Genomic DNA, 12,120 nt, shown 5'->3' with positions numbered 1-12,120 from the left:
ACCTCAGCCCAGGGCTTCGGCCATGAACGGCGGCATGACCTGCGCCGCCGCGTGGATGCCCGCGCTGTAGTACTTCGTCTCGAAGACCTTCGCCGCCGCGTCCGCCTCGCGGAAATCGAATCCGCGGCCACCCTTGCGCGCCAGCGTGCAGCTCCACCAGCCGGACGGATAGCAGGGCTGCGGGAAGGGCAGGGTCTGGAAGCTGTCGAAGCCGGCTTTGCCCATCTCCGCGCGCATGTCCCGGATGAGGTCGAGCAGCACCAGGGGCGACTCCGACTGCTGCACCAGGATGCCGTCGTCCTTCAGGGCCCGGAAGCAGCTCTCGAAGAAGGCCTTGTTGAACAGCCCAACGGCCGGGCCGACCGGGTCGGTGGCGTCCACGATCACCACGTCCAGGCTTCCCGGCGCGCAGTTGGCCATGTACGCGATGCCGTCGTCGAACAGCACTTCGGCGCGCGGGTCGCCGTTGGACTCGCACAGCTCGGGGAAGTGCTTCTCCGACATGCGCGTGACCTGCTCGTCGATGTCGCACTGCACGGCCCTCTCCACGCCCGGGTGGCGCAGCACCTCGCGCAGGGTGCCGCAGTCGCCGCCGCCGATGATCACGACCTGCTTCGGATCCGGGTGGGTGAACAGCGCCGGATGCGACATCATCTCGTGGTAGAGGAAGTTGTCGCGCGTGGTCACCATCATCGCGCCGTCGATCAGCATGACGTTGCCCCAGTCGGTCGACTCGAAGACCTCGATCTTCTGGAACGGCGACTGCACCTCGTCGAGCTTGCGGGTGATCCGGAAGCCGATGGCGGAGCCGGAGGGTTCGAAGTTCTCGTAGAGCCAGGTCGGGGAAGTCATTGCGCGTCCGGTGGGCGGGATCGAAGGCCGCGGATTGTAGCGGACGCGGTCGCCGCGGGCCGTGGGCATGCGGCGCTGAAGGCCGGTCGGCCGTTGACGGGGAAGGGCCGGCTGCGGCGGCTAGAATGCGTGTCCCTTCCGCGCCCCGGACACTCCCGCCCATGACCGCATGGTCCATCGACCAGGCCCGCAAGACCTACTCGATCCCCCACTGGGCCTCGGGCTACTTCGATGTCGACGCCGCCGGGCGGGTCGCGGTGCGCCCGCGCGGCGCCGGCGGGCCGGCAATCGCCCTGCCGGAGGTCGTGGATCGCGCCCTGGAGCAGGGCGCGAACATGCCGCTGCTGGTGCGCTTCCCGGACATCCTCGGTGATCGCCTGGGCGCGCTGCAGGCCGCGTTCGCGCAGGCCCAGGCCGACTGGGACTATCGTGGCGGCTACACCGCGGTCTACCCGATCAAGGTCAACCAGCACCGCGGCGTCGCCGGCACCCTGGCATCGCACGCCGGCGAAGGCTTCGGCCTGGAAGCCGGCAGCAAGCCGGAGCTGATGGCGGTGCTGGCGCTGTCGCGTCCTGGCGGGCTGGTGATCTGCAACGGTTACAAGGACCGCGAGTACATCCGCCTGGCGCTGATCGGCCGCAAGCTGGGCATGAACGTCTTCATCGTGGTCGAGAAGCCCTCCGAGCTGCGGCTGCTGATCGAGGAGTCGGCAACGCTGGGGGTGGAGCCCGTGCTCGGCGTACGCATGCGCCTGTCCTCCCTGGGCGCCGGCAAGTGGCAGAACTCCGGCGGCGACAAGGCCAAGTTCGGCCTCAGCCCGCGGCAGCTGCTGGACCTGTGGAAGTCGCTGCGCGACGCAGGCATGGGTGGCGCGCTGAAGCTGCTGCATTTCCACATGGGCTCGCAGATCTCGAACGTGCGCGACATCGCGCGCGGCATGCGCGAGGCCACGCGCTACTTCGTCGAGCTGTCGCAGCTGGGCGCGGAGATCTACTACGTCGACGTCGGCGGCGGCCTGGGCATCGACTACGAGGGCACGCGCTCGCGCAGCTTCAACTCGGTCAACTACGGCATCGCGCAGTACGCGTCGAGCATCGTGCAGCCGCTGGCGGATGCCTGCGAGCAGAACGGCCTGCGCCAGCCCCGCATCGTCACCGAATGCGGCCGTGCCATGACCGCGCATCACGCGGTGCTGGTGGCCAACGTGTCCGAGGTCGAAGCCGCACCCGAGGGCCGCGTGCCCGACGCGCACGACGACGAGCCTGCGGTCATCCGCCATCTGCGCGAGATCCACGATGAGCTGGACCAGCGGCCGGCGGTCGAGCTGTTCCACGAAGCCGCGCACCACCATGCCGAGGGGCTGAGCCTGTTCGCGCTGGGCCAGCTCGACCTGGTGCATCGCGCGCGCATCGACGACCTGTTCTACGCCATCGCCCACGCCGTCAGGTCGCGCCTGACCTACGACGAGAAGAGCCACCGGCCGCTTCTGGACGAGCTCAACGAGCGCCTGGTGGACAAGTACTTCGTCAACTTCAGCGTGTTCGAATCGATGCCCGACGTGTGGGCGATCGACCAGGTGTTCCCGATCGTGCCGATCGAGCGCCTGGACGAGGTCCCGACGCGCCGCGGCACCATCGCCGACCTGACCTGCGATTCGGACGGCAAGATCGACACCTACGTCGAGAACGAGGACCTGGACAGCTCGCTGCCGCTGCACCCGCTGCGTTCCGGCGAGAGCTACCGGCTGGGCTTCTTCCTGGTCGGCGCCTACCAGGAGATCCTGGGCGACATCCACAACCTGTTCGGCGACACCGACGCGATCGAAGTGAAGCTCGACGGCGCGGGCTATGCCATCGACCAGCAGCGCCGGGGCGACACCACCGATGTGATGCTCGACTACGTGGGCTACAGCCTCGACGACCTGCGCGCGGAGTACGATGCCAAGGTCGCCGCCGCACGGCTGCCGGCCGACGAGTCGGCGCGCCTGCGCGTGGCGCTGGAAGCCGGGCTCACCGGCTACACCTACCTAGACGACGCGCCGCTGGACTGAGCAGGCCCGATCGCGATCCGTTCCCCCAGAAGGAGGCCATGGCATGAAAAAGGGTTACGTCACCGACATCGAGGACCGCACCCTCGAGAACACCGATTTCCGCCGCGTCCTGTATACCGGCGCGCACCTGCAGCTGGTGCTGATGTCGCTGCAGCCGGGCGAGGAGATCGGCAAGGAAGTGCATCCGGACGTGGACCAGTTCTTCCGCGTCGAACAGGGGCGTGCGACGCTGCTGATCGACGGCGCGGAACACGTGCTGGAGGACGACGACATCGCCATCGTGCCCGCAGGCGCCGAGCACAATGTCATCAACGCCGGCGACGGTCCGCTCAAGCTCTACACGCTGTACGCCCCGCCGGAGCATCGCGACGGCACGGTGCACGCCACCTCGGAGGTGGCCCAGGAGCGGCACGAGGCCGATCACTACGACGGCAGGCCGACCGAGTAAGCCGACCGGGCCGGCCGTTCCGCGGCCGGCGCGATCAGGCCGGCGGCGCCCGCCACGGCGCCGCCACCAGCAGCACCCCGAGCAGCACCAGCACCACGCCGGTCGCGCGCATCCAGTCGACCGGCCGCTGCGCCTGCAGCACGCCGAAGTGATCGAGAAGCAGCGAAGCCACGACCTGGCCCAGCACCGCCAGGCAAATCGCCGCCGCCGCGCCCACGCGCGGGATCAGCAGGGTGAACACCGCCACGTAGACCGCGCCCAGCACTCCACCGATCCAGATCCAGGGAGGGAAGCGCGCATCGGGCACGGCGCTCCAGGGCGTGCGGGTCGCCAGCAGCCAGGTGCCCAGCACCACGCTGCCGACCAGGAACGACACGAAGGCCGCCATCACCGGCCCGTGCAATGCGGTGGCCAGGCGCGCGTTGACCAGCCCCTGCAGCGGCAGCATGGCGCCGATGGCCACGATCGCGAGCATGGCCAGCCATGCATTCCACGCCTGCGGCGCCCGGTGGATCTGCAGGCCCGCCAGCGACTGGCTCACCGGCATCACTTCCAGCCGGTTGATGTTGAGGTGCGGGGGCAGGTTCGCGATCCACCAGGTGGATTCGGCGATGTCCGCGGCGGTGATCGGCCTGGCACCCGCGTAGAGCGTGTCGGAGGCCGCCCGGTCGCCGCCGGTGCGCACCAGGGTGAACTCGGTTTCCGCCAGCCCTGGCTCGATCACGCTCACGCGCACGCCGGTTCCGTGCAGGTCCGAGCGCAGGTTGAGCGAGAACTGGTCGACGAAGGCCTTGGTCGCGCCGTAGACGTTGCCGCCGGCATAGGGATACACGCCGGCGATGGAGCCGATGTTGACGATCGCGCCGCGGCGCTCGATCAGCACCGGCAGCAGGCGGTGGGTGATGGTCACCAGCGCGGTGACGTTGGTGTCGATCATCTGCCGCCACTGCGCCAGGTCGCAGGCCTGCGCCGGCGCGGTGCCCAGCGCGAGACCAGCGTTGTTGACCAGCAGGTCGATGCCGCGGAACGGCTCCGGGATGGCGTCGAGCGCGGCGGCCATCGCGTCGGCGTCGCGGATGTCGAAGCAGGCGGTGTGGACGCGGTCGCGGCCGAGGCGTTCGGCCAGGGCGTCCAGGCGCTCGCCGCGGCGCCCGGTGGCGATGGCGCGCCAGCCGTTGGCGACGAAGCGCTCGACGATCGCGGCGCCGAAGCCGGCGGTGGCGCCGGTGACGAGCAGGGTCTTCATGTCAGCGGGCGCGGATCGCGAGGGCCTCGAGCCCGCCGTTGCCGAGCTTCTGCTTGGCCTCCGCGAGCTCCGAGGCGGTGGCGTAGGGGCCCATGCGCACGCGGTGCACGGTGCGGCCGTCGAGCTCGGCGGTCTCCACGCGCGCCACCAGGCCCAGGAGGGCGATGCGGGCCTTGAGCGATTCGGCGTCGGCGCTGCTGGCGAAGGAGCCGGCCTGGAGGATGTAGCGCGTGCCGTCGGCGGCCGCGGGCACCGCCGCCGGCGCCGGGCTTTGGACGGGCGGCGCGGGCGGCGCGGGCGGCGTCGCGGCGGGGCCGGCCTCTCCGGCGAGCGGAGCGGCGCCGGCCAGGTCGGCGGCGTCGGCGGCGTTCTCGCGCGCCTGAGCCTCGCGCTCGCGCTCCAGCAGTCCGCGCTGCCGCTCCTGCTCGGCGCGGGCGCTGGCGGCCAGCTCGGCGTCGGACATGGCGACCTCCTGCCCGGGGAGCAGGGTGTAGAAGTCGTACTGCGTGTCCGGCGCCGCGGGGGCCGCAGCGGCGGGCGGACGCGCCGGAGCCGGCGCATCGTCGGCCACGCTGTCTCCGGCCTCCGGGCGGGCGACGGCCGGGCGCGCATCGGGATTGGGCGTGGGCCGGAAGAAGCCCTGCTCACCCTCGGACCTGAGGAGCCTGGGCGCCGCCACCACCACCACGATCGTCAGCAGGATGCCGATGATCATCCACGCCCAGCCCGGCAGCGGCGCGCTGCTGCCGCTGTTGCGCCGGGCCTGGGACCTGCCGCGCTTCACTGCCACTTACATCGCCTCCGGGGCCTGCACGCCCAGTACGTCGAGTCCGTTCGCCAGCACCTGGCGCGTCGCCAGCGCGAGCGCCAGGCGGGCGTCGCGGACGTCCTTCGCGTCCACCAGGAACTGGTGATCGTTGTAATACGACTGGAAGGCCTGCGCCAGCTCCAGCAGGTACTGCGCCACCAGATGGGGTTCCAGCAGCTGGCCGGCCGTGGCCAGCAGTTCAGGCCAGCGGCTGATCGCGGTCATCAGCTCGAGCGCTGCGGCGCTGTCCAGGTCCAGTGGCTGCGCGAGGCCGTTCTCCAGGTCGAAGGCCAGGCCGCGCTCGTCGAGCTGGCGCAGCAGGCCGCAGATGCGTGCGTGCGAGAGCTGCACGTAGTACACGGGGTTGTCGAGCGACTGGCTGCGCGCGAGGTCGATGTCGAAGACCAGCTGCGAATCGGGCTTGCGCGCCACCAGGAACCAGCGGGTGGCGTCGCGGCCGGCCTCGTCGATCAGGTCGCGCAGGGTCAGGTAGCTGCCGGCGCGCTTCGAGAGCTTCACCTCCTCGCCACCGCGCATCACCGTGACCATCTGGTGCAGCACGTACTCGGGGTAGCCCTGCGGGATGCCGCGGTCGAGCGCCTGCAGCCCGGCCTTCACCCGCGCCAGCGAGCCGTGGTGGTCGGCGCCGAGCTCGGTGATCGCGCGCTCGTAGCCGCGCTCCCACTTCGACAGGTGGTAGGCGACGTCGGGCACGAAGTAGGTGTAGCTGCCGTCGGACTTGCGCATCACGCGGTCCTTGTCGTCGCCGAAGGCCGTGGTACGCAGCCACAGCGCGCCGCCCTCCTCGTAGGCGTGGCCGCGCTCGACCAGCTGGCGCACGGTGTCCTCGACCTTTCCTTCCGCATACAGCGAGGATTCCAGGAAATACACGTCGAAGGACACGCCGAAGGCGGCGAGGTCGCCGTTCTGCTCGTTGCGCAGCCAGGCCACGGCGAAGCGGCGGATCGCATCGATGTCGTCGGCGTCGCCGGCGCCCTGCACGACCTGGCCTTCGACCTCGACGCTGTCGCGTGCGAGGAAGGCGCGGGCGACGTCGGCGATGTAGTCGCCGCGATAGCCGTCCTCGGGCCAGCCGGCGTCGCCCGGGCTGATGCCGCGTGCCCGCGCCTGGACGGACAGCGCCAGGTTCTCGATCTGCACGCCGGCGTCGTTGTAATAGAACTCGCGCTTCACGTCCCAGCCATTGGCGTCGAGCACCCGCGCGATGCAGTCCCCGATCACCGCCGCGCGGCCGTGGCCGACGTGCAGCGGGCCCGTGGGATTGGCCGAGACGTATTCCACGCCGGCCACGCGGCCAGCGCCGCTGGCATTGCGGCCGTAGGCGGCACCCTGCGCATGCACCTCGCGCAGCTGGCGTTGCCAGGCTTCGGGCGACAGGCGGAAGTTGAGGAACCCGGGCCCGGCGATCTCGACCGCGGCGACGTCGCCGCCGGCAGGGATGGCTTCCGCCAGCGCCTGCGCGATCGCGCGGGGATTGCTGCGCGCCGGCTTCGCCAGCAGCATGGCGGCATTGCTGGAGAAGTCGCCGTGCGTGCGGTCCTTGGGGCGCTCGATCACGAAGTCGGGCGTGGCCAGGTCGGCGGGCAGGGTGCCCTGTTCACGGAGGGCGGCGATGCCCTGTCCGACCAGGGCCTTGAGCGTGGATTTCACTGGGGTTCGCGGCGGGAGCGTACGGCCGCACATTGTACGCGAGGCCCCGCGCGCGGCCGGCCGGGAGCCTGAACCGCCCCGGCTAGACCCAGCCGCGCGCCGCCAGCGACACCGGTGCGCCATCACCGACCACGAAGTGGTCGAGCAGGCGCACGTCGATCAGGCCCAGCGCCTGCTTCAGCTGGAGGGTGACCGCGCGATCGGCGGCGCTGGGTTCGCTGCTGCCGCTGGGATGGTTGTGGCCGACGATCACCGCCGCGGCGTTGTGCCCCAGCGCCCGGCGCACGACCTCGCGCGGATGCACCTCGGCGCCGTCGACGGTACCGCGGAACAGTTCCTCGAACGCCAGGGCGCGGTGTCGGGTATCGAGGAAAAGCGCCGCGAACACTTCGCTGGGATGCCCACGCAGGCGCTGGGCGAAGTAGCGGCCGGCCGCGGTCGGGTCGGTGAGCGCCTCTCCCCGCTCCAGGGCCGCCGCCATGTGCCGGCCGGCGAGTTCGAGCGCGGCGGCGAGCAGGCAGGCGGTGGCAGGGCCGAGCCCCGGGAGCTTCACCAGCTCGGGCGCGGGCTGGTCCAGCAGACGCCGCAGCGGGCCGTGGTCGGCCAGCAGCCGGCGTGCGGTGGCCACGGCATCGAGCCCCCGGACTCCCGAACCCAGGAACAGCGCCAGCAGTTCCGCGTCCGAAAGCGCCTGTGCCCCGCGCGCAAGGAGTTTTTCGCGCGGACGTTCGCTGCTGGGCCATTCGTGGATGTGCATGGGCGTGTCCCGGAAGATGGTCGTCGGCGGCCGGCGCGTTGCGGCGGATGGGCGCCGCGACGGGGGCGTCCGCACCGGCCGCCGACGTGGTGCCATTGCAGTCGATCCGCCGCCGCCGCGCCCCCGGGCGGCCATGGGCGTTCGGGTAAGCTGTCGGACCGTTCCCGGGTCAGGGCACCCCCAGGCATGGCAAAGGCCGACAGCAAACTCGATGGCGAGCGGATCCTGCTGTGCGTCTGCGGCGGGATCGCCGCCTACAAGTCCGCGGACCTCGTGCGCCGCCTGAGCGAGGCCGGCGCCCGGGTGCGCGTGGCGATGACCGAAAGCGCGACCCGCTTCGTCGACGCCACCACCTTCCAGGCGCTTTCCGGGGAAACCGTCCGCACCTCGCTCTGGGACCCGGCGGCCGAGGCCGCGATGGGCCATATCGAACTCGCGCGCTGGGCGACGCGGGTCGTGGTGGCTCCGGCCACCGCCAATACGCTGGCCAAGCTCGCCCACGGCTTCGCCGACAACCTCGTCACCACCCTCTGCCTGGCGACCACCGCGCCGCTGGCGCTGGCGCCGGCGATGAACCATCGCATGTGGCTGCATCCGGCCACGCAGGCCAACATGGCCCTGCTGCGCACGCGTGGGGCGCTGGTGGTGGGCCCGATGGACGGTCCGTTGGCCGAGGGCGAGTCCGGCCCGGGGCGCATGGCCGAGCCGCTGGACATCGTGGCCGCCCTGGCGGCCGCGAAGGCATGAGCGAAGGCGCGCTGGCCGGCCTGCGCGTGGTGGTCAGCGCGGGGCCCACCTACGAGGACATCGACCCGGTGCGCTTCATCGGCAACCGCAGCAGCGGCAAGATGGGCTTCGCCATCGCTGCCGCGGCGGCGAAGCGGGGCGCGGACACCGTGCTGGTCGCGGGGCCGGTGACCCTGGCCTCGCCGGCCGGGGTCGACCGCCGCGACGTGCGCTCGGCCGCGCAGATGCACGCCGCGGTGCTGGCCGCGCTGCCAGCCGACGTCTATATCGGTGCCGCCGCGGTGGCCGACTTCACCCCGGCCACCGTGGCCGGGGGCAAGATCAAGAAGCGGCCGGGCGGCGGCGGCCTGGTACTGGACCTGGTGCCCACCGCCGACATCCTGGCCGAGGTGGCGTCGCATCCGCTGCGGCCGCGCCTGGTGGTCGGCTTCGCCGCGGAGACCGGCGACCTCGAGGCCAACGCCCTGGACAAGCTGCGCCGCAAGCGCCTGGACATGATCGCCGCCAACCGCGTCGGCGTTGCCGGCGGCGGCTTCGAGTCCGACGACAACACACTGCACGTCTACGATGCCGCCGGTGTGCGGGTGCTCGGCCCGGCGCCGAAGACCCGGCTCGCCGATGACCTGCTGGACCTCGTCGCCGCGCGCCTGTCCTGATCCCCGCGCGTGCGACGCCGCCACCCGCCACGACACACGACCACCACGCAACAGAGGACGCCCTCCACATGCAGCACGCGCTGGACCTGAAGATCCTCGACCCGCGCATCGGCGGCGACTGGCCGCTGCCGACCCACGCCACCGGGGGCAGCGCCGGCATGGACCTGCGCGCCGCCATCGACGGGCCGCTCACGCTCGCGGGCGGCGACACGGCGCTGGTGCCCACCGGCATCGCCATCCACATCGCCGATCCCGGCCTGTGCGCGATGGTGCTGCCCCGTTCGGGGCTTGGCCACCGCCACGGACTGGTGCTGGGCAACGGCACGGGCCTGATCGACGCCGACTACCAGGGTCCGCTGATGGTCAGCCTCTGGAACCGCTCGCGCGACAGCTACGTGGTGCAACCGGGCGATCGCATCGCCCAACTGGTGCTGCTGCCGGTCGTGCGCGCGGAGCTGCGGGTGGTGGATACTTTCGAGCGGAGCGCGCGCGGGACCGGCGGCTTCGGTCATACGGGCACGCGCTGAAGGGGAGTACGGCATGGAACCGAAGGTTTCTGGCAGGAGCGGGCAGGCGACCGGCGCCGCGCCGTGGCTGCAGGTGCTGGCCGCGATCGTGCTGCTGCTGGCGGCGGGGCTGGCGTGGACCGGCTGGCGGCAGCTGCAGGACGGCACCCGGCGGGACGCACTGACGGTCAACCGCGATACCGTGGCGCAAGCGACCGCGAGCGCGTTGAACACCGAACTCGAGCGCCTCGAGGAGCGCCTGGCCTCGGCCCCGGTGCGCGACGCCCTGGCTGCCGGCGACCTGGCCGCCGCGGGTGCGGCGCTGGGTCGCGACTGGCCGGACCTCGAACATGCCGCGGTCCTCGATCCCGCCCTGGTGGACGCCTACCGCACGGCCCCGGAAGCCGGTTACGGTCGCATCGCCGTGGCGGAAGCCGCGGTGATCGAGGACAAGGCGGTGCTGTGGGTGATCCGCGACGGCGGCGCGCCGAAGGTCGCTCTGGCGGCGCCCGCGCGCACGGGAGACAGGGTGGTCGGCGTCGCCTACGTGCGGCTTCCGCTGGCGCGCGCCACCGGCAGCCTCGATGCCGTGGATCTGCCGGGCTCGAGCTACCTCGCGCTGCGCCAGGGCGGTTACAACCTGGCCGAGCGCGGCGACGCGGCCCATGCCGAATCGGCGGAACGCATGGCGGTGCCGGTGGCCGGCACCGGGCTGCGCGTCGCCGCCGGCCTGCCCGCGCGCGCGCCGGCGCTGTTCGGGCTGGCGGCGCTGCCATCATTTGTGGTCGCGGCGATGCTGGTGCTGCTGGCCTGGCTGCTGGCCCGTCTGCCGTCCCTGGCCGGCAGGTCCGAAGCCGCGGCGGAAGCCGACGCTCCCACGCTCGAGCAGGCGTTGGAGCGGGCGCCCGAAGGGGAGCCGGAGGACGAGGGCGCGGCCGATGGCCCGGAGCCGGCGCCGCGGACCGTGCGCGAGGCGGAGGTGCCTCCGGTCGCGATCGACCCCGGCATCTTCCGCGCCTATGACATCCGCGGCATCGTCGGGCAGTCGCTGGACGCGGGCGTGGCCGAGCTGATCGGCCATGCCATCGGCTCGCTGATGCACGAGAAGGGCCTGAAGGACATCGTGGTCGGCCGCGACGGCCGCCTCTCCGGTCCCGACATGGTGGCCGGGCTCACCGCCGGCCTGCGCCGGGCGGGGCGCGACGTCATCGACATCGGCATGGTGCCCACGCCGGTGGTGTACTTCGGTGCCTACCACCTGCGCACCGGGTGCTGCGTCTCGGTCACGGGCAGCCACAACCCGCCGGACTACAACGGCTTCAAGATCGTGGTCGGTGGCGAGACCCTGGCCGGCAAGGACATCACCGACCTCTACGCCCGCCTCGCCGACAACCGCCTGTACACCGCGCCCGCGCCGGGTGCGATGACCGAACGCGACATCGGCGGGGACTACGTCGAGCGCATCGCCTCCGACGTCCAGATCGACCGCCCGCTGAAGGTGGTGGTGGACGCCGGCAACGGCGCGGCCGGCGAGATCGGTCCGCGCGTGCTCGAGGCCATCGGCGCCAGCGTCGAGCCACTGTTCTGCGAGATCGACGGCACCTTCCCCAACCACCACCCTGACCCGAGCGACCCGCACAACCTCGAGGACCTGGTGAAGATGGTCCAGCGCTTCGACGCCGACCTGGGCATCGCCTTCGACGGCGACGGCGACCGCCTCGGCGTGGTCACCAGGGACGGCGAGAACATCTTCGCCGACCGCCTGCTGATGCTGTTCGCCGCGGACGTGCTCGAGCGCAATCCGGGCGCGGTGATCGTGTACGACGTGAAGTGCACCGGTCGCCTGCAGGGGCACATCCTGCGCCATGGCGGCAGCCCCCTGATGTGGAAGACCGGGCATTCGCTGATCAAGGCCAAGATGCGGGAGACCGAGGCGGAACTGGCCGGCGAGATGAGCGGCCACTTCTTCTTCGGCGAGCGCTGGTACGGCTTCGACGACGGCATCTACGCCGCCGCCCGCCTGCTCGAGATCCTGGCCGCGCGGCCCGAGAAACCGGGCGAGGTGCTGGCCGCGCTGCCGGCCGGCATCGCCACGCCGGAGATCAAGGTCGACGCCCCGGGCGGCAATCCGCACGCCTTCGTCGAGCGCTTCGTCGCCCGGGCGAGGTTCGGCGGCAACGCGCGGCCGTCGACCATCGACGGCCTGCGCGTCGACTTCCCGGACGGCTGGGGCCTGGTCCGCGCATCCAACACCACGCCGGTCCTGGTGCTGCGCTTCGACGCCGACAGCGAGGAGGCCCTGGATCGCATCCGCGGCGACTTCCGCGAGCAGCTGCTGGCGGTGGATCCGGAGCTGCCGCTGCCGTTCTGACCGGCGG

The 12,120-nt window shown here is 71.8% G+C and carries 9 protein-coding genes and 2 pseudogenes; 5 read left to right on the top strand and 6 right to left on the bottom strand.

Annotation, left to right across the window (positions count from 1 at the left end; translation table 11 throughout):
- Nucleotides 1-3: 3 nt before the first annotated feature.
- Nucleotides 4-852, bottom strand: coding sequence for a polyamine aminopropyltransferase (speE, locus tag FPZ22_RS06635; RefSeq protein ID WP_144891517.1), 849 nt, complete (start codon nucleotides 850-852; stop codon nucleotides 4-6).
- Nucleotides 853-1,013: 161 nt separating this feature from the next.
- Here speE and speA point away from each other — a divergent pair, with 161 nt between their 5' ends.
- Together speA and FPZ22_RS06625 are read left to right on the top strand one after the other, a co-directional pair.
- Complete coding sequence (gene speA, locus FPZ22_RS06630; RefSeq protein ID WP_144891515.1) at nucleotides 1,014-2,903, top strand: arginine decarboxylase; 1,890 nt, start codon at nucleotides 1,014-1,016, stop codon at nucleotides 2,901-2,903.
- Nucleotides 2,904-2,946: 43 nt separating this feature from the next.
- Nucleotides 2,947-3,351 (top strand): cupin domain-containing protein, encoded by a 405-nt coding sequence (locus tag FPZ22_RS06625; RefSeq protein ID WP_144891513.1) that lies wholly within the window; start codon nucleotides 2,947-2,949, stop codon nucleotides 3,349-3,351.
- 34 nt (nucleotides 3,352-3,385) lie between these two features.
- Here the strand turns inward: FPZ22_RS06625 and FPZ22_RS14020 are convergent, their stop codons facing one another.
- From FPZ22_RS14020 to radC, 5 genes and pseudogenes are all read right to left on the bottom strand, one after another.
- Nucleotides 3,386-3,799, bottom strand: coding sequence for a DMT family transporter (locus tag FPZ22_RS14020; protein ID WP_246121013.1), 414 nt, complete (start codon nucleotides 3,797-3,799; stop codon nucleotides 3,386-3,388).
- 48 nt (nucleotides 3,800-3,847) lie between these two features.
- A pseudogene (locus tag FPZ22_RS14015) lies at nucleotides 3,848-4,597 on the bottom strand (SDR family NAD(P)-dependent oxidoreductase); the annotation flags it as partial.
- Between the two features lies 1 nt (nucleotide 4,598).
- The gene (locus FPZ22_RS06615) at nucleotides 4,599-5,387 is read right to left on the bottom strand and encodes an SPOR domain-containing protein (RefSeq protein ID WP_144891511.1); all 789 of its coding nucleotides are present in this window, start codon (nucleotides 5,385-5,387) and stop codon (nucleotides 4,599-4,601) included.
- Nucleotides 5,388-7,076 carry an arginine--tRNA ligase gene (gene argS, locus FPZ22_RS06610; protein WP_144891509.1) on the bottom strand — a complete coding sequence of 563 codons (1,689 nt, stop codon included), beginning with the start codon at nucleotides 7,074-7,076 and terminating at the stop codon, nucleotides 5,388-5,390.
- Nucleotides 7,077-7,158: 82 nt separating this feature from the next.
- Nucleotides 7,159-7,833 carry a RadC family protein gene (gene radC, locus FPZ22_RS06605; protein WP_144891507.1) on the bottom strand — a complete coding sequence of 225 codons (675 nt, stop codon included), beginning with the start codon at nucleotides 7,831-7,833 and terminating at the stop codon, nucleotides 7,159-7,161.
- 186 nt (nucleotides 7,834-8,019) lie between these two features.
- Between radC and coaBC the strand changes: the two are divergent.
- The 3 genes and pseudogenes from coaBC to FPZ22_RS06590 all read left to right on the top strand — a co-directional run bounded on the left by coaBC (nucleotide 8,020) and on the right by FPZ22_RS06590 (nucleotide 12,113).
- Nucleotides 8,020-9,236 (top strand): annotated as a pseudogene (gene coaBC / locus FPZ22_RS06600) (bifunctional phosphopantothenoylcysteine decarboxylase/phosphopantothenate--cysteine ligase CoaBC).
- A 68-nt stretch (nucleotides 9,237-9,304) separates the two neighbouring features.
- Nucleotides 9,305-9,763 (top strand): dUTP diphosphatase, encoded by a 459-nt coding sequence (gene dut / locus FPZ22_RS06595; protein WP_144891505.1) that lies wholly within the window; start codon nucleotides 9,305-9,307, stop codon nucleotides 9,761-9,763.
- Between the two features lie 13 nt (nucleotides 9,764-9,776).
- The gene (locus FPZ22_RS06590; protein ID WP_144891503.1) at nucleotides 9,777-12,113 is read left to right on the top strand and encodes a phosphomannomutase/phosphoglucomutase; all 2,337 of its coding nucleotides are present in this window, start codon (nucleotides 9,777-9,779) and stop codon (nucleotides 12,111-12,113) included.
- Nucleotides 12,114-12,120 lie beyond the last annotated feature (7 nt).

The sequence above is a fragment of the Luteimonas granuli genome (assembly GCF_007795095.1).
Classification (GTDB): domain Bacteria; phylum Pseudomonadota; class Gammaproteobacteria; order Xanthomonadales; family Xanthomonadaceae; genus Luteimonas; species Luteimonas granuli.
This window is presented reverse-complemented; position numbering and strand designations above follow the sequence as displayed.